We start from the raw sequence: 21,866 nt of genomic DNA on the forward strand, positions 1-21,866 counted from the left end.
GATGTCTGACAACATGATTCAGTGGGACCAGGACGCCGACGGTATCGTCGTTCTGACGATGGACGACCCCAACCAGGGCGCCAACACGATGAACCAGCTGTACAAGGATTCGATGGGAGCGACCGTCGACCGCCTCGAGGCCGAGGTCGACTCCATCACCGGCGTCGTGATCACCTCCGCCAAGAAGACGTTCTTCGCCGGCGGCGATCTGCACACGCTCATCGCTGCCAAGCCCGAGGACGCTCAGCAGGTGTTCGACGAGGTGCAGGAAGTCAAGGGCCAGCTGCGTCGTATCGAGAAGCTCGGCAAGCCGGTCGTGTCCGCCATCAACGGCGCAGCACTCGGCGGCGGACTCGAGATCGCGCTCGCGACTCATCACCGCATCGCGGCCGACGTTCCCGGCGTCCAGATCGGTCTTCCCGAGGTTTCCCTCGGCCTGCTGCCCGGCGGCGGTGGAGTCGCCCGCATCACGCGACTTCTCGGCATCCAGACCGGCTTCATGACCGTGCTCGCGCAGGGCACCCGGTTCCGTCCGGCGAAGGCACTCGAGATCGGTCTGATTCACGAGTTGGTCGGCAGCATCGACGAATTGGTGCCCACCGCCAAGGCCTGGATCAAGGCCAACCCCGAGGGTGGCGTCGCACCGTGGGATGTCAAGGGCTACAAGATTCCCGGCGGCACGCCGTCCAATCCGAAGCTCGCACAGATCCTGCCCGCATTCCCGTCCAATCTGCGCAAGCAGATCAAGGGCGCTCCGATGCCTGCACCGCGTGCGATTCTCGCGGCGGCGGTCGAAGGTGCGCAGGTCGACTTCGACAACGCGTGCACCATCGAGTCGCGGTACTTCACCGAGTTGGTCACCGGCCTGGTGTCCAAGAACATGATTCAGGCGTTCTTCTTCGATCTGCAGGCGATCAACGCCGGCAAGTCCCGTCCCGACGGCATCGAGAAGACCACCTTCACCAAGGTTGCGGTTCTCGGCGCAGGCATGATGGGCGCGGGCATCGCGTACGTGTGTGCCAAGGCCGGAATCGACGTGGTGCTCAAGGATGTTGCTCTCGAGGCGGCGCAGAAGGGCAAGGCGTACTCCGAGGCCATCGAGGCCAAGGCGCTCTCGCGTGGCAAGACCACCCAGGAGAAGTCCGACGCTCTGCTCGCGCGGATCCACCCGACGGCCGACGCCAAGGACGTCGAAGGCGCAGACCTCGTCATCGAGGCCGTCTTCGAGTCGGAAGAGTTGAAGCAGAAGGTGTTCCAGGAGATCGAGGACCTCGTCGATCCGACGGCGTTGCTCGGTTCCAACACCTCGACGCTGCCCATCACGAGCCTCGCTCAGGGCATCAAGCGTCAGGAAGACTTCATCGGAATCCACTTCTTCTCGCCCGTCGACAAGATGCCGCTGGTGGAGATCATTCGCGGCGAGAAGACGTCGGATGCGGCCTTGGCCAAGGCATTCGACCTGGTGCAGATCATCAAGAAGACCCCGATCGTCGTCAACGACAGCCGCGGCTTCTTCACCTCGCGTGTGATCGGCACGTTCATCAACGAGGCCATTGCGATGCTGGGCGAGGGCGTCGAGCCGTCGACCATCGAGCAGGCCGGTCTGCAGGCCGGTTACCCGGCTGCGCCGCTTCAGCTCTCGGACGAGCTGACGCTCAACCTGATGCAGAAGATCCGCAAGGAAACCTACGACGCCCTCATCGCCGCGGGTCAGACTCCTCCCGAGGATCCGGCCGGTGCCGTCATCGACAAGATGGTCGACGAGTTCGAGCGTCCGTCGAAGGCCAAGGGCGCGGGCTTCTACGAGTACGAGGACGGCAAGCGCACCGGACTGTGGCCCGGACTGCGTGATGCGTTCAAGTCGGGTTCGGCGGACATCCCGTTCGAGGACCTCAAGGAACGCATGCTGTTCATCGAGGCCATCGAGACGCAGAAGTGCTTCGACGAGGGTGTGCTGAACACCACCGCCGACGCCAACATCGGCTCGATCTTCGGCATCGGCTTCCCCGCCTGGACCGGAGGCGTGCACCAGTACGTCGTCGGCTACCCGGGAGGTCAGGCCGGATTCGTCACTCGTGCAGACGAATTGGCGAAGAAGTACGGCGATCGCTTCCAGGTTCCTGCTTCGCTGCGCTAGTGCCGAGGCAGTGGTGCGATCGAGTGCCCCCGGTGGCACATAACCGCACCACTGCCGAAGGCATCTACCCGCGATGCGCGATCAACCTCTCGGCGCCGTCTGTGAATTGTTGCTTCATCAATTCGCAGGCGGCGTCGATGTCGTTTCGAACGAGTGCCTCGATGAGTTCCTCGTGGTTGCGGACGGCCGCTCGGCCCCAGTCACGATCGGTGGCATAGAGGCGGGTGGGTGTGTAGCGGGTGGCGTTGTTGAGAAACCACGCCAGTTTCGCCGAGTCGGCGAGTCGGTTGAGGACGCGGTGGAACTCGAACTCGCAGTTCTCGACATCCTCCGGCCTGCCGTTCTCGACGGCCGCGGACAGCAGTGCGGTGAGTTCGGCGAGTCGGGCGAGTTCGGCCTCGGTGATCTTCGGTGCTGCGCGGCGCACCAGTTCGACAGCGATTTGGCCCTGCAACCAGAAGATGTCGACGATGTCGTTCGGCGTCAGCGGCGAAACCTTGTAGCCGCGATGCGGGACGAGTTCGACGATGCCCTCACCCCGCAGCGTCAGCAGTGCCTCGCGGACCGGGGTGACGCTGACGCCTAGTTCTGCGGCGGTCTCGTCGAGTCGGATGAAGTCGCCCGGACTCACTTCGCCGGACATGACGAGGTGCCGGACGTGGCTGGCCACCTCCTCCGACAGCTGCGGCCGTCGGCGCAGAACCGATGCTCGACGCTTGTCCACCATTCCGAAAGCCAATCACACGGCGGGCTTCGCGCGAAGGAGGACCTGCGCGACCGGTTCGACGACTCGGGCCGCGATGGGCCCCAGGATTGCCATCAGCAGCACGTATGCCGTCGCCAGAGCCGCGAGTTCGCCCTCCACCGCGCCTGCGGCCACGGCCAGTCCGGCGATGACGATCGAGAACTCGCCCCGCGCCACCAGTGCCGCACCGGTGCGCAACCGGCCAGGTCGTCCGATTCCCTGACGGCCCGCCGCCCACCAGCCGGTCGCGACCTTCGTGGCTGTCGTGGTCACCGCGAGCACGACGGCCCAGCCGAGCACGGGTGGGATGGTCGCCGGGTCGGTGGCGAGTCCGAACACCACGAAGAACATCGCGGCGAAGAGATCGCGCAGTGGCTCGAGCACGCGGGTGGCGTTGTCGGCCGTCGACCCGGATATGGCGATACCGAGCAGGAACGCGCCGACGGCGGCCGAGACCTGCAGTTCCGACGCGATGCCGGCCACCAGCAACGCGGATCCGAGGACCTTGAGCAGCACCACTTCGCGGTCGGGGCTGTCGAGTACTGCGGAGACGAGGTTGCCGTAGCGCAGTGCGACGACCAGCACGACGGTGAGGACGAACAGTGAGATGCCGAGCGCTTCGAGTCCGCCGAGGAAGCTCACGCCGCTGAGGACCGCGGTCAGGATCGGCAGATAGATGGCCATCGCCAGGTCTTCGAACACCAGAATCGACAGCACGACGGGGGTTTCGCGGTTTCCCAGTCGGCCCAGATCGGTGAGGACCTTGGCGATGATGCCCGAGGACGAGATGTACGTGACACCGCCCATTACCAGCGCTCCGACTCCGCCCCAGCCGAGCAGAAACGCGGCCACTGCACCCGGTGCGAAGTTCAGCACGATGTCGACCAGACCGGCCATCCAGGATCGGCGCAGACCGGTGACGAGTTCGGCGGCGGTGTATTCGAGTCCGAGCAGGAGCAGCAGCAGAACGACGCCGATCTCGCTCGCGATCTCGCTGAACTCGTCGATGCCGCTGAGATTGACGATGCCGCCGTTTCCGAACGCGAGACCGCCGAGCAGATAGAACGGGATGGGGGAGACACCTATTCGACCCGCCAGACGAGCGAGTAGTCCGAGAACGAAGAACACTGCACCCAGCTCGGTGAGGGCAAGTGCGCTCTCGGCCACTGTTCAGCCCCGACTGATCTCAGGCATTGCCGAGCAACTTGGCCGCTGCGTCCAGTCCGTCCGCGGTACCGACGGCGACCAGTAGGTCACCTGCGGCCAGCGTGAAGTCGGGGGTGGGGGACGGTTGAACCTGACCGGCGCGCATGACAGCGACGACCGATACCCCGGTTTTGGTGCGCATGGCGGTATCGCCGAGTGTGCGGCTGACGAACCGTGAGTCGGCGCGAATGGGAAGCCGACGGGTGTTGATTCCGGGAAGGTCACGATGCTCTTCCCCGAGCTGAGCGATGAGTTGCGGCGACCCGAGCAGATTGCCCAGGGCCGCCGCTTCCTCATTGCTCAACGTGATGGATTCCTGCGTCGCATCGGGGTCGTCCTTGCGCGAGACGATCAACTCGTTCACGCCGTCCTTGCGGGTGATGACGCCTATGCGACGCCCGGAAGCGAGTGCGAAATCCTTTCGCACTCCGATTCCCGGCAGCAGGGTCACTTCGACGTTCATGGTCGAAATGCTAGCCCTGCAGGCAGCGCATTATCGAAGGATCGGGCGTGCAGCCCGACCCGTCTCGATCAGGATGCGACGGCAGCCAGGAGGGCTTCGCGCTGGTTTGCGCCGAGGCCACCGATACGGCGGGTATCGGCGATGGACAGCTGCTCGAGCAGCTGTGCGGCGCGCACGGAACCAACACCCGGCAGGGCCTTGATCAGGGCGGACACCTTGGTCTTCTTGACGATCTCGTCGTTCTCCGCCTTGGCGAGAACGTCAGCGACGCTGAGTTCGCCGGACTTGACGGATGCGAGCAGCTTCGACCGCGCAGTGCGTGCCTCGGCCGCCTTGGCCAGCGCCGCGGTGCGCTGTTCCGGTGTCAATACTGGTAAAGCCATGGCCTGTTCTCCTCGATTGTGGTGACCCGTCGCTCGTTGACAGGTCTCGACCCTCTTGCATCGTGCCTGGTGGCTCTTCCAATCTAACCGAACAACACGGCTGTCATTCCGGTCGAGCCACCGAACCTTCCCAGCCAGGCTACGTCCTATCCGATTCGGGGTGTGCCCCGACCAGCACTTCGGCCCCGTGTCGGCTCTCGAAGGGCGTCGTGTACCGGGCATGTCCGACGCGTCCCTGCCGGTCTCTCAGGCAGGTGCAGGCGAGTAGGTCTTCCTGAGTGCGACCTTGACCACCTTGCCGCTCGCGTTGCGCGGGAGGGCGTCGACGACGACCAATTCCTTGGGGTGTTTGAACCGCGCGAGATGGTCGCCGAGCCACACGAGAAGCTCGTCGAGAGTCAGGTCGGGGGTGTCGGGGGAATCGTGCAGTGCGACCACCGCGACGGGTACCTCGCCCCACCTGTCGTCGGGTCGGCCGATCACTGCGGCCTCGAGGATTCGGGGGTGGGAGAACAGGACGTTCTCGACTTCGGCGCAGTAGATGTTCTCACCGCCGGAGATGATCATGTCCTTCTTGCGGTCGACGACGAACACGAAGCCTTCCTCGTCCTGGCGTACGAGGTCGCCGGAGTGGAACCAGCCGCCGTGGAACGCGTCCGCGGTCGCGTCGGGGTTCTCCCAGTATTCGCGCATCAATGTGGGCCCTCGATAGACGATTTCGCCGATCTCGCCCTGCGCCACGTCGTTCATGTCGTCGTCGACGACGCGTGCTGCGACGGTCGGGACGACGCGTCCTACCGAGCCGAGTTTGCGAAGGGCATCGACGTCGTCGAGCACACAGGTGATGGGCGACATCTCGGTCTGCCCGAACACCGCGACGTTCATCGCACCCGGGAACGTGTCCGACATCGCGCGCAGAACGGTGTCCGATGCCGGGGCGGCGCCCCAGGAAATGACCCGCAGGGCAAGTTCTCTCGGGTTGGCCGCCTGCTCGGCGCACATCGCCTGCCACTGCACGGGGACGAGAAACAGATTGGTGACACGTTCGGCGGCGAGTACGTCGAGCAGGGTGCCCGGATCGAATGCCCCGACCGGGTGGACGACGGTGGGAATCCCGAGCAGCAGGCTCGGCGCGAGGCTGCCGAGTGCGGCGATGTGAAACATCGGTGAGGCGCAGAAGCCGACCTCGTCGGTGGCGCTCATCTGCAGTGCCCGGACACAGGTGAACGCCTGCGCCTGCATGTTCGCGTGTGTGAGTACCGCGCCCTTGGGCCTTCCGGTGGTGCCCGAGGTGTACATGATCAGCGCCGGGGCGTCGTCCGGCACGTCGACGGGGTCCGCCGGTTCGGCGGTGGACAGCAGCGCCTCGTACGCGTCTCCGGCGACGATGATTCCGGTCAGTGAATCACTCTGCGCTACAACTGCTTCGGCCAGTGGAGCGAGCGTCTCGTCGGAGATCACCAGGGACGAGCCGCTGTTCTGCGCGAGAAACGTCACCTCAGGCGGAGTCATCCGGAAGTTCACCGGGACAGCGAGTGCGCCGAGCGCGTTGATCGCCAGGACCGCCTCGAGATATTCGGGGCGGTTGAGCATCACGATCAATACCCGGTCACCGAATCCGATTCCGCGGCTCTGCAGCGCGCCCGCGAGCCGCGCGACGCGGTCGTCGAGTTCGCGCCAGCCGATCGATCGCCCCTGAAACCGAAGCGCCACTGCCTCGGGCTGCATGAGGGCGTGCCGTCGAACGTGGTTGTTCCAGTTGTTTCGGGTGGACAATCCGGGTTCGTTGGGGTGAGCGGCCATCGCCGGTTCCTCTCGTCAGCCGTATGAGCGGGGGATCGAATGTGATGCAGCTTACAGACTGTTGGCCGCTTTGTCCGGAACTCTGTTGACTGCATTTCAGCAGGTCAGTGACGCATTAAGTTTGTGATCATTCGCATCGATCCCGCTACTATGAGCACTCGAGACGACCGGCGAGGTGAGGCGATGAGCGAGACGAGTGCCACGGAGCCGCGGCGTCGGCCACGGAATCGGAAGTCGCAGCTTCTGGTGGCCGCGGCCGAGGCCTTCAGCGAGCGCGGCTATCACCCCGTCGGAATCGAGGACATCGCTGCCACCGTCGGTATTTCCGGGCCCGCGCTGTACCGGCACTTCCCGACCAAGTACTCCCTGTTCGTCGACACCGTCATGCGGATGACCGACTCCTTGGTCGCGGCAACGGATCCGGCCGTCATCGATCCGGCCGTCGACGATGTGGAGGATCCACAGTCCCGGATCGACGCGGTCATCGGTGCCATCATCGCCACCACCATCGACAATCGCCGCACCGGTGGGTTGTATCGATGGGAGGGGCGCTATCTCGTCGGTTCGGACCGCGAATACCTACGGCGAGCGTTGCGCACGGTGCACGAGCGAGTGACGGTGCCGTTGCGACAGCTTCGCCCCGATCTGTCCGAGGCGGACGCCGCTCTGCTGGCCACGGCGTCGATCAGTGTGGTCGCCAGCATCACCGCGCATCGATCGGCATTGTCGGCCAAGCAGATCAAGGAGTCGATGCTCGCTGCCGCACGGTCGGTCCTGCGGACCGAACTTCCGCAGCAGGGCAGCGAATCGCCCCACCGCGACTGTGTGCTCGAGCATGCATCGAAACGGGAAGAGTTGCTGCACCATTCGATTCGGCTGTTCTATCTGCACGGGTACCACGAGGTGGGCCTCGACGACATCGGCGCAGCAGCGTCCATCACCGCCTCGAGCGTGTACCGCTACTTCCCCAGTAAGGCCGAGCTGCTCGAGGCCGCGTTGCATCGGGCCAACGCCCAGCTCACCGACACCCTCGCCGGCGCGCTCGAGCACTCGAACTCCCCGGTCGACGCCGTGCGGACCTTCGCCAGGCTGTACACCGAATTGACCTTCCGGCAGGGCGAACTGGTGGCCGTGTACTTCGCCGAGATCGGAAATCTACCGGCCGATCGGCGCGCGACACTGCGCCGGATTCAGCGCCACAACGTCGACGGCTGGGCGCAGCTGCTGCGTGAGGCCCGGCCGAACACGAGCGTGGTGGTCTCACGATTTCTGATCCACGCCGCTCTCGGGTTGGTCTTCGACGTGGGTCGGACGGTGCGGTTCGAGCGGTCCGACCGAACAATGGCGCGGGTGCAGCAGACGATGACGGCGGTACTTCTGGGATGAACCCTCCGCGTTCAGGCCGGAGTCGGCGCAGCGGTGTACGGGCATGCTTCGGTGCCCAGATCTCGGGGGCGGTAGCCGACGGGATAGCCGGGGTAGGTCCTGTTCGACGCGTCGGCGGTGGCCCGAGATCGCGTTCGCTTGGGTAGGAACCGCTCGACGCGGGCCCTGGCGCGCAGAGCCCGCACGGCCACCCGCTCGACCGTCGGTGAGCCTGCAGGGAACCCGAAGGCACCGGCCATCCGGTCGTCCAACAGTGCGAACACTCCCTGCTTCACTGCGGGGGTCAGTGCAGCGGGGTACCAGGAGCAGTAGAGATCCAGGGTGTACGTGCCGATCCGACGATTGTCCTCGGTGAAGCGGAACGTCCGCTCCTCGTAGTCGAGCTTGAACTGCGCGAACTCGGTGTACGACTCGGGAATGTTCTTGATTCCCATTCGCTTTCCCACTTCGCGGTAGAAGTGGAACGTCGCGAGTCGTTCCTTGGGGTGCAGGCGACGCCATCCGTAGGTGTCGATCCATTCGATCGGCTCGTAGACGAACGTCGTCAACACGTAGAGCATGTCGTCGTTGGAGATGTCGTACCGACCGTGCATTCGGTTGACCGTCCGAAGCGACTCACGCCCCCGCTCGGAGTCGTATCCGTGCTCGAGCAGTTCGGCCATCAGTAGCGAGGTGTCGTCGTAGCGCTTCTGTGGGCGGTTCTCGAATTCGCCGGTCTCGGCCAACAGTGCCGAGATGGTCGGCACGCAGTAGGTACGGAACAGCGCGAACTCGAGTGAACGCTGATAGTCCCACGGGAACTCGTAGCCGGCCGTGATGCGGTGGATGGTGTGACAATCCCGCACCGGGTCGAGTTCCTCGATGCGTCGAAGCCAGCCGAAGCGCCCCCTCTTCGGCGTGATGTCCATGGTCAGCCCCGTCCGTGCCGAAGCTTCAGTGCCAGCACGGAGAGCTTCATGTTTCGCGCTTTGCGCTTCATCGTCAGCAGATTGATCGGAGCTGCGAAACTCTGCACGGTCAACGATTTGACGGTGCTGAACTCGCGCAGGCCGTCGGCCCCATGGATGCGGCCGAATCCCGAGTCGCCCGTGCCGCCGAACGGCAGCGCTGGAACACCGGCGAATCCGAGGACCGAATTGACCGTCACGACACCACAATCGAGCTTCTCGGCGGCGCGTCTGCCCGCTGCTCCGTCCTGGGTGAACACCGATGCGCCGAGTCCGTACTTGGACGCGTTGGCCCGCTCGATGGCCTCGTCGAGATCGCGAACCTTGTTGACCACCACGGTCGGACCGAAGGTCTCCTCGGTGATCGCCGTCGAATCCTCGGGTACGTCGGTGAGAACCACCGGGTCGATGTACGGCCCGTGCAGCGACTCGAGGCCGCCGACGACGGCTTTGCCGCCCTTGGCCAGAGCGTCCTCGATCTGGCCGCGCACGATGTCGCTCTGTTTGCTCAGTGTCATCGGGCCGTAGGACGAGGTCTTCGTTCCGCCGGGCTTCAGCGCTTTCACCGCGGCGGTGAATTCACCGACGAACCGGTCGTACACCGGAGCCGCGACGTAGATGCGTTCGACGCCTGCGCAGGTCTGCCCGGCGTTGCCCATCGCCCCGAACGTCGCGAATTCCACTGCGGCAGTGATGTCCGCGTCTGCGTCGACGAGCATCGCGTCCTTGCCGCCGCACTCGGCGACGAGTGGGGTCAGCGACTTCGCGCAGGTGGCCATGACCTTCTTGGCGGTGGCGGTGGAGCCGGTGAACGCGATCTTGTCCACGCCGGATTCGACGAGGGCGGTACCGGTGGATCCGTCGCCGGTGATGGTCTGGAACACCGGGTGCGGAGCGGCCAGTGACTGCCACTTCTCGGCCAACCAGGTGCCGACGCCCGGCGTCAGTTCGCTCGGTTTGAATACGACGGTATTGCCTGCGGCGAGGGCGTACGCGATGGAACCCATCGGTGTGTAGAGCGGGTAGTTCCAGGGGCCGATGACTCCGACGACGCCGAACGGTCGGTATCCGACGTAGGCCTTCTGGTTCACCGCGAGCAGGCCCGATCCGACCTTGCGCTGCCGCAGAATCTTCTCGGCGTTGCGGGCCGCCCAGTCCAGGTGTTCGACGCCGAGCATGACCTCGAGCAGCGAGTCCTCGTCGGGCTTGCCGGTTTCGGCGGCGATGACGGCGGCGAGGCTCGGGGCGTCCCTGGCGATGGCGGACTTGAATTCCAGCAGCCATCGTTTGCGTCCGACGAAGCCCTGTACGTCCCACCAGCGTGCGGCCGACCGGGCTCGAGCGACGGCGATGTCGACCTCTGCGGGGCCCGCGATCGGATACGTGGCGAGTGCGACACCCGTTCGGGGATCGAGGCTTTCGAAGCTGCTCTCGGTCGTTCGTTCGATCTGGTCCGTCATGGGCTCTATCCTCCAGCGGATCGCATCACATATATTTGATGTGATTCAATGTTGTCCAGGACACACTATGCGTCGTGTCCGGTTGCGACAACCCCCGCTGCCTCGACGTGCAGGAGCAATTCATGAGCATCGATCTCACTCGGGAACAGACCGCCTTCGCGCAGGCGGTTGCGTCGTTCTGCGCGAAAGAGGCCGGCACCAGGGCGCAGCGGGACGCGCTCACCGAGCACGGCGCGCACAGTCACAACCAGGCGCTCTACGACAAGATGGCCGAGTTGGGCTGGTTGGGCGCGATCATCTCCGAGGAGCACGGCGGAGCGGGCGGCAGCACCGTCGATCTGTGCATTCTGCTCGAAGAGTCCGCGAAGGCCATGGCTCCCATCGGCGGCATCGGTCCCACCCTGATCACCGGTGCGGCCTACGAGAAGTTCGGCACCCCGGCGCAGAAGGACACAGTTCTCGGTGGCATCGTCGCCGGCCGAAGCTACTCGATCTCCATGTCCGAGCCCGAAGCCGGCTCTGATGTGGGAAATCTGACCTGCCGCGCCGAGAAGACCGACTCCGGCTGGCTGATCAACGGCCAGAAGACCTGGTGTTCCAACGCGCATTTCGCGGACCGAATTCTGCTGGTGGCACGCACCGGCAAAGACGGTGGGAAGCACGACGGGTTGACCATGTTCGACGTCCCGGCTGATATCGAGGGCCTGAACATCGTCGGCATCGACACGATGGGCGGCAAGGAAGTCAACGACCTCTACTTCACCGACTGTGTGCTGCCCGAGGACGCGGTGGTCGGAGTGGAAGGTCAAGGATGGTCGCAGCTGATGACCGGCCTGAACATCGAGCGCCTGATCCTGGCGGCGATGATGCTCGGCACTGCGCAACGAGCGTTCGACGACACACTCGACTTCGTCACCCAGCGAAAGCAATTCGGCAGGCCCGTCGGGACGTTCCAAGCACTGCGACATCGCATCGCCGATCTGGCGACCGAGATCGAATGCGGACGGCTGCTGGTCTACCACGTGGCTCGGTTGGTCGACGAGAACCCGACGAAGCTGTTCCCGCGAGAAGCCTCGATGGCCAAGCTCAAGCTCACCGAGACCGCGAAGAAGGTGGCCCTCGAGGGCATGCAGATGATGGGCGGCTACGGTTACGCCACCGAATTCGACATGGAAAAGCACGTGCGGACGACTCTCGTGTCCTCGATCTACGGCGGTACCAACGAGATTCAGCGTGACATCATCGGCAAGACGTACGGACTCTAGGCAGTCGTGCTGCATCGCCGCCCGCAGCTCTCGGAGGACGTCGCCGCAAGTATTCGCCAGCAGATCGTCACGGGCGTACTGACACCGGGCACCTTCGTGCGCATCGACGATACGGCGGGCGAACTCGGGGTCAGTGCCACTCCCGTGCGAGAAGCATTGGTGGCGTTGCGCGGTGAAGGTCTGGTGGAACTGGTGCCGCGTCGGGGCTACCGGGTCAACGAGTTGACCGAACGCGACATCGAGGACATCTTCTGGTTGCAGGGCACGATCGCGGCAGCGTTGGCCCGCCGCGCCGCGCAGCACATCACGAACGAACAGATCGAGGCGCTTCGCGCCGTGAACGATCGATTATGTGACGCCGTGGCCCGATCCGACTTCGAATCGGTGGAGTCCTGCGAGTTCGAATTCCACAGGTACATCAACAGATTCGCCGGAGGAACCAAGCTGGCCTGGTTTCTCCTCGGTGCCGTGAGATACACACCCTCGCGGCTGTATGCGTCGAACAGGCAATGGGGTGAGCACGCGGTCCGCCATCACGAACAGTTGATCGAGGCATTCCAGCGGCGAGACGTCGAGCTCGTCGGTGACCTGACGTGCCGGCACTTCCTCTCCGGAGCCGAGCTGGTGACCCGGCTAACGGGGTGATGCGGCCAGTAACAGCTCGGCGCAGCGGACGACCACGGCCTCCTCGTCCATCTCGAGTTCGCCGCCGAGCCACGCAGTGAGCACCTGAGCGAATCCGCCGACGACGAAATAGGTTGTCAGATCGAGATCGTGGTCTCCGGTCGTGCCGTAGAACTCGGTGGCCTGAGTGGCGAGCAGACGGGCGAACATCTTCGTCGACTCGGCCCGTTTCGCCACCACGATGTCGCCGACCGCAGTGACGGAGAACAGGAGGAACCCACGGCGGGGGTCGTCCGCGACTGCGCGCACGATCGCACGAATTCCGGCGTGTACCCGTTCTCGGGCGTCCCTCGGTGCTGCGGCGACCGCGTCGAGCGCGATGGCTGCGACCTCCTCGACGACGTGGTCGTACACGGCCTCCATGAGCGCACTCCGGTCCGCGAAACTCTCGTAGAAGTAGCGGCTCGCGACGCCGGCCCGGCGGCACACCCCTCGAACCGTCAAGTCGGGCTTGGCAGTTCCGAGCAGATCGAGTCCGGTCTCGATGAGGATGCGTCGACGGTCGGCGACTCGGGCCGAACCGTCCACGCCGCCGTAGGTACGGGGTGAATCGGGCATGAACACATCTTGACACCGCTCGGCACCCGCGCCTAGCTTGATCTGAACACGCACGTACTCAGATTGCCGACAGGGGAGGGCTCGACTGCGTCATGACTGTCGACAACGACCTTCTACGCAAGTCCATGACCGCCGTCGGCCTGCTCGCCGGTTCGGCGAACGTCATCATGCAACTCGGGCATCCCGCCGTCGGATACGGGGTTTTCGAAAGCCGCGTGGAATCCGGGCAGATCAACCGGCACCCGATCAAGCGCACCCGAACGACGTTGTCCTACCTGGCGGTTGCGGGTATGGGAGACGATCGGACCAAGGCCGCGTACCGGAAGGCGACCAACAGATCTCATGCCGCTGTGCGCTCGACGGCGGACAGCCCGGTGAAGTACAACGCCTTCGACCCGAACCTGCAGCTGTGGGTCGCGGCGTGCCTCTACCGAGGGTTCGAGGATGTGTATGTCGCCTTGTACGGGCCGCTCGATCCGGACGACGCGGACGAGATGTACCGGTCGTGTCACGTACTCGGATCGACACTGCAGATGCCGCCCGAGATGTGGCCCACCGATCGATCGGCGTTCGAGAAGTACTGGGAAGCAGCACTGGACGACATTCACATCGACCCGACGATCCGGCGCTACCTGCACGGCATTGCCTCGGCAACGTTCGCCCGACCCGCAGTGCTGCACCCGTTGATCGGGCCGTTCTTCCGTTTCGTGACCACTGGATTCTTGCCCCAGCGTTTCCGAGACGAGATGGAACTGCCGTGGGATCCGGTCAAGCGGAGACGGTTTGCGCTTGTTCTGCGCAGCGCGTCCCTGCTCAACCGGATGTTGCCGCCCGCCGTTCGTGCACTCCCGTTCAACCTTCTACTGCACGATGTCCGGCGACGGATGCGCTCGGGCCGGGCGCTGGTCTAGCTCGAGGCCTCAGCTGAGGTGGTGCGGCTGCGGGTGCGACTTGTGCCCCTCGTCCGATCCCTCGTCGTCCTGGTGACCGTTCACCGTGCCTTGCACGCCCGTCCCCGCCGGAACCATCGAGATGATCACAGACTTCGAGGTGGGGCAATTACTCTGCAGCGCAGTCGAATCCAACGGAATCAGCGGATTGGTCTCGGGGTAGTACGCAGCAGCCGACCCACGCGGGGTGTCGTACTCGACGATGCGGAACGACGGCGCACACCGTTCCACGTCGTCGTCGTCCCACTTGGTGACGAGATCGACCATGTCGCCGTTGCGGAAGCCGAGAGACGAGATGTCCTCCCGATGCACGAAGATGACGCGTCGACCGTTCTCGATGCCGCGGTACCGATCGCTGAGGCCGTAGATGGTGGTGTTGAACTGATCGTGGCTGCGCAGCGTCTGCAGGATCAGATGGCGCGGCGGAACCTGCAGCACGTCGATCGGTGAGACCGCGAATTCACCTCGGCCGCTCTTGGTTTCGAACGTCCGACTGTCGCGCGGGGGGTGCGGAAGAACGAAGCCACCGGGGCGTCGAACATTGACCTCGTAGCCCTCGCAACCGGCGACGACGCGGGAGATGTGCTTGCGGATGTTGCGGTAGTCGTCGCGGAAACCCTTCCAGTCGAGACCGTATCGGTCACCGAGGGTCGCCTCGGCGATACCGCTGACGATGGCGACCTCGGAACGAAGGAATTCGCTCGCGGGCTTCAGCGGTCCGCGTGAGGAGTGCACCGAGCAGGTGGAGTCCTCGACCGAGATCCACTGCTCGCCACTGGCTTGCACGTCCTTCTCGGTGCGGCCCAGGGTCGGCAGAATCAGTGCGGTCTCGCCGCAGACCAGGTGCGAACGGTTGATCTTGGTGGAGATCTGCACCGTCATCCGCATCTTGCGCAGCGCCTCGAAGGTGACGTCACTGTCCGGAGTTGCCTGGACGAAGTTTCCGCCGAGTCCGAGGAAGAAGTGCGCCTTGCCGTCGCGCATGGCCCGGATGGAATCGACGGTGTCCAAGCCGTGCTCGCGCGGCGGCTCGAAGTCGAACTCCGCGGCCATCGCGTCGAGAAACTTCACCGGAGGGCGTTCCCAGATGCCCATCGTGCGGTCGCCCTGCACGTTCGAGTGGCCACGAACCGGCAGCAGACCCGCACCTGCCTTTCCGATGTTGCCTTGCGCGAACGCGAGATTGGTGACTTCCTTGATGGTGGCGACGGCGTTGCGGTGCTGCGTCAGGCCCATCGCCCAGCAGAAGACGGTGGCCTTGGAGTCGCGCAGCATCTCGGCGCCCTCGGTGATCTGCGCTACCGACAATCCGGTCACCTCGGTGACGAGATCCCAGTCGACCTCGGCGACGTGCGCCTTCCACGCGTCGAAACCGACGGTGTAGGTGTCGAGGAACTCGTGATCGAGCGCGTCCCACTTCACCAGCAGCGAGCCGATGGCCTGGAAGAGTGCGAGGTCGCCGTTGAGCTTGATCGGCAGATGCAGATTCGACAGGTCCGTTCCCGGTCCCACCATGCCGCGCGGAGTCTGTGGATTCTTGAAGTTGAGCAGACCCGCTTCGCGAAGTGGGTTGATGGACAGAATCTTTGCGCCGTTCTGCTTCGCCAGCTCGAGGGCCGATAGCATACGCGGGTGATTGGTGCCGGGGTTCTGGCCCGCCAGGATGATCAGCTCGGCGTTGTGGACGTCGTCGAGCGTGACGCTGGCCTTGCCGATACCGATGGACTCCTGCAGCGCGATGGACGTCGACTCGTGACACATGTTGGAGCAGTCGGGCATGTTGTTGGTGCCGAATGCCCTGGCGAACAGTTGGTAGGTGAACGCGGACTCGTTGGAGGCGCGGCCTGAGGTGTAGAAGATGGCTTCGTCCGGGCTGGCAAGTGACTTCAGCTCGTCGCCGATCAGGCGGAACGCGTCGTCCCACTCGATCGGTTCGTAGTGCGTGCCACCGGGCCGCTTGATCATCGGATGCGTGATCCGGCCCTGCTGGCCGAGCCAGTGCTCAGTGTGACCGTCGAGCTCGGCAATGCTGTGCTGCGCGAAGAACTCCGGGGTTGCCCGGGTCGTCGTCGCCTCCTCGGCAACGGCCTTGGCTCCGTTCTCGCAGAACTCCGCTGCGTGCCGATGGCCCGGATCCGGGTCCGGCCACGCGCAGCTCATGCAGTCGAAACCCTCGGCCTGGTTCAGCTTGAGGAGCGTCTGCGCGGTGCGCTTGGGCCCCATGTGCCCGAGTGCTCGCTTCATCGACACCGCGACAGCGGTGGCACCTGCGGCATGGGTCTTCGGCTTCTCGATATCGAGCTCGGCCTCGTCGACGTCGCTGTCGGTGCGTCTCATGCGGGTCCCTTCGTTGCGTTACCCCCGCACTCGACCATAGCCTTCGGCTCAGCCGGCGAGGAGTTCGGTCACTAGATCCACGTACTGCTGCTTCGCCGAATCCTGGCTCGTGCCTTCGAGCTTCGCCCAGGCATCGAACTTCGCACGGTTCACCATGTCCAGTCGTCCCGGCCGCTTACCCGAGACGTCACCGATCGAACCCTGCTTGTAGAGCGAGTACAGGCGCAGGAGGTCGTCGTTGCTCGGCTTGGACGTGAGCTTCTTGACGTCCACCTGCGCGTCGGCGAACGACTGGTCGAGATCGGACATGGAAGAACTCCTTCTGCTAGAGGTGGTGCCATCCTTGCACGGCAGCATCGGAAACAAGCCGAATGCAGTGCGCCACGAGGGCTTCGCCGGTGACGGCGAGCGTGCCGTCGAGACAGCCGATGAACAGGGCAGTCAGCGCCCCGACGGTTCCGACGGCGATCAGCTGTCGGTCGGCGGAGTCGGGCAGTTGGGCGTGCACCAGTTCGACGAAGCCCGGCAGCAGGTCGAGTCCGCGTCGGCTGAGCGCAGGCTCGGCCAACGGTGCGATGAGCAGAACCCGTCCCGTTCGTGGTTCGTCGATGATCAGTTCGACGAATGCGCGCACGGGCGCGGCGATGGTGTCCTCGGGGGTGGTTGCCGTCGCGACGGCGTCGATCAACGTCTTCTGGGCTCTCGATCCCACCCAGGCGTACACGGCCCGGACGAACGCGTCGCGATCGGAGAAGCTCTCGTAGAAGTACCGCTCGGTCAGCCCGGCGGTACGGCAGACGGCTCGCACGTTCACTGCCGGTCCGTCGGGCGCGCCGAGGAGCTCGACCCCTGCGGCGAGCAGTGCGTCGTACCGCTTGGATCTGCGTTCCTCCAACTGTTGACTACGCATGTTGTCAACTCTAGTGTGACAACATGCGTAGTCAGTCCGATCGACCCGTTCCGCTCGGTCCCGACTCACTCACCTGGAAGTACTTCGGCGACTGGCGGGGCATGCTGCAGGGCATCTGGGCAGGGTCGATGCAGAACATGCATCCAGGGCTCGGAGCCGGGGTGGAGCAGCATTCGACGTTCTTCGACGAGCGCTGGCAGCGCCTGTATCGATCGTTGTATCCCATCGGCGGGGTCGTGTTCGACGGCGATCGGGCCGAGGAGACCGCACTGCAGGTCCGCGGATATCACACGAACATCAAGGGAATCGACGCCAAGGGCCGCAAGTACCACGCGCTCGATCCCGACACCTTCTACTGGGCACACGCCACCTTCTTCATGGGCACCGTGCTCACTGCAGACCACTTCATGGGCGGCCTGACCGAGGAGCAGAAGGTCACTCTGTTCAACGAGCATGTGCAGTGGTACCGGCTCTACGGCATGAGCATGCGGCCGGTACCCGCAACCTGGCCCGAGTTCCAGAAGTATTGGGATCACATGTGCCGAAACGTCCTGGAAGACAACATGGCTGCCCGAGGTGTGCTCGACCTGTCGAAGCTGGGACCACCGCCCTACGCATCCTGGCTGCCCGAACGAGTGTGGGCGGTGCTGAGGCGTCCGGTCACGGCGTTGTTCGTGTGGATCACCGTCGGGCTCTACGACCCGCCGGTGCGCGAGCTCCTCGGCTACCGCTGGTCCGCGCGGGACGCGCAACGGTTCGCGTTGTTCGGTAAGGCAGTGAACCTGCTGTTCGGGCTGGTGCCACCGCGCCTCCGCCTGCATCCGCGGGGGCGGGCCGGATGGGATCGCGCCCGGGGTCGGACTCCGGCGACATCACCGCTGGTGCACACGCCGGCCCGAAATCTGCCACCGGTCGAGCGCCGATCGGACCCGTCGCACTACAGCCCCAATGTGTAGATCGACGAGCTCCGGGTACAGCGGGGGGTATGTACAACGTCAGAACCGGAACCGGTAAGCCGCTCGTCCTCGTGCACGGGCTCGGGTCCTCGCACCGTAACTGGGATCCGATCGTCCCCGCCCTGGCCGCACATCGAGAGGTCATCGCCCTCGATCTGCCGGGATTCGGGCAGACCCCGCCGCTGCCCGAGGTCTCCATCGCCTCGCTCACCGACGCTCTGCGCACGTACCTCGACGACGAGGGCCTGTCCGACGCAGATCTCGTCGGCAGCTCGATGGGCGCGCGCATGGTCGTCGAGCTCGGCCGCCGTGGTCACCGAGGGTCGATGGTGGCCCTCGATCCCGGCGGCTTCTGGAACGACCGCCAGGTCAAGATCTTCGGAGCCACCATCACGGCGTCGTTGGCGCTGATGAAGAACGTGCAGCCACTGGTGCCGTTCCTTGCCGGTAATCCGGTGACGAGAACGGCTGCGCTGGCTCAGTTCTCGGCTGCGCCGTGGAAGTTGCCGAGTGGATTGGTCGAGCGGGAGCTCAAAGGCTTCTCCACCAAGACATCACCCTCGCTGGACGCCGCCCGGAAAGCCTTGATCCACGGGCCCAAGCAGATCGGTGCGCCGAAGGGGACGTTGCAGGGGTCGCTGCTCATCGGCTGGGGTCGCCAGGACAAGGTGACGCTGCCCAGCCAGGCGAAGGTGGCGCTGGAGCGATTCCCCGACGCCACCCTGCACTGGTTCGAGAAATGTGGACACTTCCCGCACTGGGATCAGCCGACCGAGACCGCGCGGGTCATCCTGCGGGCGACCGGTCGCTAGCTCCCACGTGAGTGGAACTTCGTAGCCTGCTACGAAGTTCCACTCACGAGGCTCAGCCGTTCCACCACGGCCGCAGGGGAACGTTCGCCTGACCCTTCGGCCCGAGTTTGACCGCCAGAACCTGGTGCAGCTGAACCACATTGCGCTCGAATCCCAACCGGGAGCCGGCCATGTACAGGCCCCAGACGCGGGCTGTTCCCTCACCGGCCTCGGCGACGCACGCATCCCAGTTCTCGACGAGGTTCCGGCACCATCCGGCGAGGGTCAGCGCGTAGTGCTCGCGCAGGTTCTCCTCGTGCCGCACCTCGAGTCCGACGTCCTGGATCTCGGTGATGATGCGGCCCGAGCCGGTGAGCTCGCCGTCGGGGAAGACGTAGCGGTCGATGAAACTGCCTGCCTTGGCATGCGCGCGATTGTCCGGCCGGGTGATCGAGTGATTGAGCAGTCGGCCTCCGTCCCGCAGCTTGGACTGAATGAACGCGAAGTACGACGGGTAGTTGTGCACGCCGATGTGCTCGGTCAGTCCGATGGACGAGACGGCATCGAAATTCGTTTCGGGCACGTCGCGATAGTCGGAGAAGCGCACCTCGGCGAGGTCGGAGAGACCCTCGTCGGCAATGGCCTTCTGTGCCCACGACGCCTGCTCCTGAGAGAGCGTCACGCCGATGACCTTGACGCCCCTGCGCGCGGCGTAGCGCACCATCGAGCCCCAACCGCAGCCGATGTCGAGCAGACGATCACCCGGCTTCAGTCCGAGCTTGTCGAACACCAGACGGTACTTGTTCTCCTGCGCTGCTTCCAACGAGTGATCTGCGCTCTCGAACGCCGCACAGGTGTAGGTCATCGAGGGGCCGAGCACCATCTCGTAGAAGGCATTGGACACGTCGTAGTGGTGGTGGATCGCCTCTGCATCGCGAGTCTTGGAGTGGCGCAGACCTTCCGCGATGCGACGCCACCGCGGAATCGCCTCCTGAGGCGGGGGAGCGATGGGCCGCAACACATCCCAGCCGAGCGAACGGGCGATCGACGTCAGTGTCATCGCCGAGGGGCGACGGAAGTGCAGTTCGTCTCCCATCAGTGCCAGCAACTCGTAGGGATCGCCCGGATGAACGCCCGTTGCTTCCAGATCACCCGAGACGTACGCGCGCGCCATGCCGAGATCGCCGGGAGCGGTTGCGAGATAAGTGGTTCCGCGAGGGCTCTTGAGGTTGAGGCCGATTCTCGCGTCCTCGGGTCCTGCGGTGCTGCCGTCGTATGCGGTGAAACGCAGTGGGATGTTGCCGTCGGAGATCAGTTCCAGAATCTCGGAGATCTTGAGCTTCTGGGCACCGCTCACCGTGCGATTGCCGGAGTCCTTGAACGTCGTCATCTGCGTTGCACCGCCTTCGAGTACAAATCCAACAATCGGGATTCGGGATCGTATTTCTTCTTGAGCTGTGTGTATCTCTCGCCGCCGTACAGCACGGCGAATTCATCCTGGGTGTAGTAAGCATCCGAGTACAGCGATTTATGCCCGTCGAACTCGGTCACCTTCTTCTCGATGGCGCGGTTCGCGGCACCCTCGGGTTCGCCTGCAACGATCGGGACCGACGACCAGAAGCCGATGTTGACGTAGGTGCGTTTCGGTTCGAGTGGATACAGCGGCCACGGCCGGGCCGGATTCGCACCTGGCGCGGCAGGCTCGCGAAGGCGCAACGGGCACAACCACAACGGCTCGATCGGGATGTTGTCGAGGAACCACGCCACGAAGCCGGCGGTGTGTTCGATCGGAACCTCGACGTCCTGTACGACGCGTTCGCGTGGCGGATTTCCCTTGCGCTTCTCGAGTCGATCGGCAATGTCGTACTTGCGATCGAAGCCGATGAGCTTCCAGTAGAAACTACTGCGCCGGTACCTGCGTGGCCAGAAGCGTCGAATTCTCGGGTTCTGTGTTCCGAAGGCCCGGGAGCACCAGAACCAATCGGTGTCCCAGCGCCACAGGTAGTCGTGAACGGTGAGGCGGTCGGTCTTCGGTGTGTCCGACGCGTGCTGGATCGAGCGATAGAAGATGTCGGCACCGGTGTAGTCGCTGACCGGTCCCGGTTCGTCGGTCTGAACGCCGAGGGTGAGGTAGCTTTCGTCGGCGCTGAACACCACACCGTCGAGGTACTGAACCTCGATGCCGTCGTACTCGCGCTGTTCGACGATGGTGTCCATCGTGGACTGGAGGGTGTCGAGATCGTGAAATCTCAGGTGGCGCAACGCGACATACGGCAGCACGGGTTCGAGCTGAATCCGCAGTCGAGTGGAGTAGCCCAGGGTGCCGTACGAGTTGGGAAAGCCCCAGTAGAGATCCGAGTGTTCGCCCTCCGGTGTTGCGGTGACGATCTCGCCGCTGCCGGTGAGTACGTCGATCTCGAGCACCGATTCGTGGGGAAGTCCACTACGAAACGACGTCGACTCGATACCGAGTCCGGTGACGGCTCCACCGAGGGTGATCGTCTTGAGCTGCGGGACGACGAGGGGCGCGAGACCGTAGGGAAGCGTCGCGTCGACCAGGTCCTCGTACGTGCACATGCCGGCGACATCGGCTGTACGCGAGTCGGGATCGACGGAGATGACCTTGCTCAGGCCCGACACGTCGAGCCCCGGCGTGGTGGTGGTCGTCCTGGCCCGGAACAGGTTGGACGTCTTCTTCGCCAGACGCACCGTCGCATCGGTCGGAATCGCGCGGTAGCTGCGAAGCAGCTGCTCGACACCCGACCGGTGCGCTGCGTAACCGCTCTCCCTCGGTTCTGGCCGTCGTCCGAGGAGAGCATTCACTGAAGCCACATTCAGACGCTATATCTCGTACCGCACGGTATCCACCGGCATCGGCGTCCGAC

20 protein-coding genes are annotated in these 21,866 nt (G+C 64.4%); 7 read left to right on the plus strand and 13 right to left on the minus strand.

What is annotated here, in order from left to right:
- Window position 1 precedes the first annotated feature (1 nt).
- Window positions 2-2,137 carry a 3-hydroxyacyl-CoA dehydrogenase NAD-binding domain-containing protein gene (locus tag CH276_RS24805; protein WP_032395307.1) on the plus strand — a complete coding sequence of 712 codons (2,136 nt, stop codon included), beginning with the start codon at window positions 2-4 and terminating at the stop codon, window positions 2,135-2,137.
- Window positions 2,138-2,201: 64 nt separating this feature from the next.
- Here CH276_RS24805 and CH276_RS24810 read toward each other — a convergent pair whose 3' ends face one another.
- From CH276_RS24810 to fadD5, 5 genes are all read right to left on the minus strand, one after another.
- Complete coding sequence (locus CH276_RS24810; protein WP_176459422.1) at window positions 2,202-2,864, minus strand: GntR family transcriptional regulator; 663 nt, start codon at window positions 2,862-2,864, stop codon at window positions 2,202-2,204.
- 12 nt (window positions 2,865-2,876) lie between these two features.
- On the minus strand, window positions 2,877-4,049 hold the full coding sequence (locus CH276_RS24815) for a cation:proton antiporter (protein WP_094632118.1): 1,173 nt from the start codon (window positions 4,047-4,049) through the stop codon (window positions 2,877-2,879).
- Window positions 4,050-4,068: 19 nt separating this feature from the next.
- A complete protein-coding gene (locus CH276_RS24820) occupies window positions 4,069-4,551 on the minus strand; it encodes a cation:proton antiporter regulatory subunit (protein ID WP_032395305.1) in 483 nt (160 codons plus the stop codon).
- A gap of 68 nt (window positions 4,552-4,619) precedes the next feature.
- Window positions 4,620-4,934, minus strand: coding sequence for an integration host factor, actinobacterial type (mihF, locus tag CH276_RS24825; RefSeq protein WP_008712632.1), 315 nt, complete (start codon window positions 4,932-4,934; stop codon window positions 4,620-4,622).
- Window positions 4,935-5,180: 246 nt separating this feature from the next.
- Complete coding sequence (gene fadD5 / locus CH276_RS24830; RefSeq protein WP_094632120.1) at window positions 5,181-6,737, minus strand: fatty-acid--CoA ligase FadD5; 1,557 nt, start codon at window positions 6,735-6,737, stop codon at window positions 5,181-5,183.
- 183 nt (window positions 6,738-6,920) lie between these two features.
- Between fadD5 and CH276_RS24835 the strand changes: the two genes are divergently transcribed.
- Window positions 6,921-8,123, plus strand: a complete 1,203-nt coding sequence (locus CH276_RS24835; RefSeq protein WP_254924442.1) for a TetR/AcrR family transcriptional regulator — start codon at window positions 6,921-6,923, stop codon at window positions 8,121-8,123.
- A gap of 11 nt (window positions 8,124-8,134) precedes the next feature.
- Here the strand turns inward: CH276_RS24835 and CH276_RS24840 are convergent, their stop codons facing one another.
- Window positions 8,135-9,031 carry an oxygenase MpaB family protein gene (locus tag CH276_RS24840; protein WP_094632124.1) on the minus strand — a complete coding sequence of 299 codons (897 nt, stop codon included), beginning with the start codon at window positions 9,029-9,031 and terminating at the stop codon, window positions 8,135-8,137.
- 2 nt (window positions 9,032-9,033) lie between these two features.
- Window positions 9,034-10,530: an aldehyde dehydrogenase family protein gene (locus CH276_RS24845; protein WP_094632126.1), complete on the minus strand. Its 1,497-nt coding sequence runs from the start codon at window positions 10,528-10,530 to the stop codon at window positions 9,034-9,036.
- A 122-nt stretch (window positions 10,531-10,652) separates the two neighbouring features.
- On the opposite strand from CH276_RS24845, the gene CH276_RS24850 reads away from it, so the two are divergent.
- Window positions 10,653-11,795, plus strand: a complete 1,143-nt coding sequence (locus CH276_RS24850; protein WP_094632221.1) for an acyl-CoA dehydrogenase family protein — start codon at window positions 10,653-10,655, stop codon at window positions 11,793-11,795.
- Between the two features lie 6 nt (window positions 11,796-11,801).
- A complete protein-coding gene (locus CH276_RS24855; RefSeq protein ID WP_094632128.1) occupies window positions 11,802-12,440 on the plus strand; it encodes a GntR family transcriptional regulator in 639 nt (212 codons plus the stop codon).
- Here CH276_RS24855 and CH276_RS24860 read toward each other — a convergent pair.
- Window positions 12,429-13,037 (minus strand): TetR/AcrR family transcriptional regulator, encoded by a 609-nt coding sequence (locus CH276_RS24860; RefSeq protein WP_094632223.1) that lies wholly within the window; start codon window positions 13,035-13,037, stop codon window positions 12,429-12,431. The two genes, CH276_RS24855 and CH276_RS24860, sit on opposite strands and share 12 nt — an antisense overlap.
- A 92-nt stretch (window positions 13,038-13,129) precedes the next feature.
- On the opposite strand from CH276_RS24860, the gene CH276_RS24865 reads away from it, so the two are divergent.
- Entirely contained in the window at window positions 13,130-13,948 is an 819-nt protein-coding gene (locus CH276_RS24865; protein ID WP_094632130.1) for an oxygenase MpaB family protein, read from the plus strand.
- Window positions 13,949-13,957: 9 nt separating this feature from the next.
- On the opposite strand, the gene CH276_RS24870 is transcribed toward CH276_RS24865, so the two are convergent.
- Genes CH276_RS24870 through CH276_RS24880 form a run of 3 tightly spaced genes read right to left on the minus strand, consistent with a single transcriptional unit; the run spans window position 13,958 to window position 17,234 of the window.
- Window positions 13,958-16,324, minus strand: coding sequence for an FdhF/YdeP family oxidoreductase (locus tag CH276_RS24870; protein WP_094632131.1), 2,367 nt, complete (start codon window positions 16,322-16,324; stop codon window positions 13,958-13,960).
- A 48-nt stretch (window positions 16,325-16,372) separates the two neighbouring features.
- On the minus strand, window positions 16,373-16,633 hold the full coding sequence (locus tag CH276_RS24875; protein ID WP_032395297.1) for an acyl-CoA-binding protein: 261 nt from the start codon (window positions 16,631-16,633) through the stop codon (window positions 16,373-16,375).
- Window positions 16,634-16,649: 16 nt separating this feature from the next.
- Complete coding sequence (locus CH276_RS24880) at window positions 16,650-17,234, minus strand: TetR/AcrR family transcriptional regulator (protein ID WP_045198328.1); 585 nt, start codon at window positions 17,232-17,234, stop codon at window positions 16,650-16,652.
- Window positions 17,235-17,257: 23 nt separating this feature from the next.
- Between CH276_RS24880 and CH276_RS24885 the strand changes: the two genes are divergently transcribed.
- The gene (locus tag CH276_RS24885) at window positions 17,258-18,190 is read left to right on the plus strand and encodes an oxygenase MpaB family protein (protein ID WP_094632133.1); all 933 of its coding nucleotides are present in this window, start codon (window positions 17,258-17,260) and stop codon (window positions 18,188-18,190) included.
- 29 nt (window positions 18,191-18,219) lie between these two features.
- Window positions 18,220-19,002, plus strand: coding sequence for an alpha/beta fold hydrolase (locus tag CH276_RS24890; protein WP_094632135.1), 783 nt, complete (start codon window positions 18,220-18,222; stop codon window positions 19,000-19,002).
- 52 nt (window positions 19,003-19,054) lie between these two features.
- On the opposite strand, the gene CH276_RS24895 is transcribed toward CH276_RS24890, so the two are convergent.
- Together CH276_RS24895 and CH276_RS24900 are read right to left on the minus strand one after the other, a co-directional pair.
- Window positions 19,055-20,371 (minus strand): class I SAM-dependent methyltransferase, encoded by a 1,317-nt coding sequence (locus CH276_RS24895; RefSeq protein ID WP_094632137.1) that lies wholly within the window; start codon window positions 20,369-20,371, stop codon window positions 19,055-19,057.
- The gene (locus CH276_RS24900) at window positions 20,368-21,813 is read right to left on the minus strand and encodes an FAD-binding oxidoreductase (RefSeq protein ID WP_176459423.1); all 1,446 of its coding nucleotides are present in this window, start codon (window positions 21,811-21,813) and stop codon (window positions 20,368-20,370) included. The genes CH276_RS24895 and CH276_RS24900 overlap by 4 nt, the downstream gene beginning before the upstream one ends.
- Between the last annotated feature and the right edge of the window lie 53 nt (window positions 21,814-21,866).

Origin of the sequence: Rhodococcus sp. 06-470-2, from assembly GCF_002258235.1 — a bacterium.
Lineage (GTDB): Bacteria > Actinomycetota > Actinomycetes > Mycobacteriales > Mycobacteriaceae > Rhodococcoides.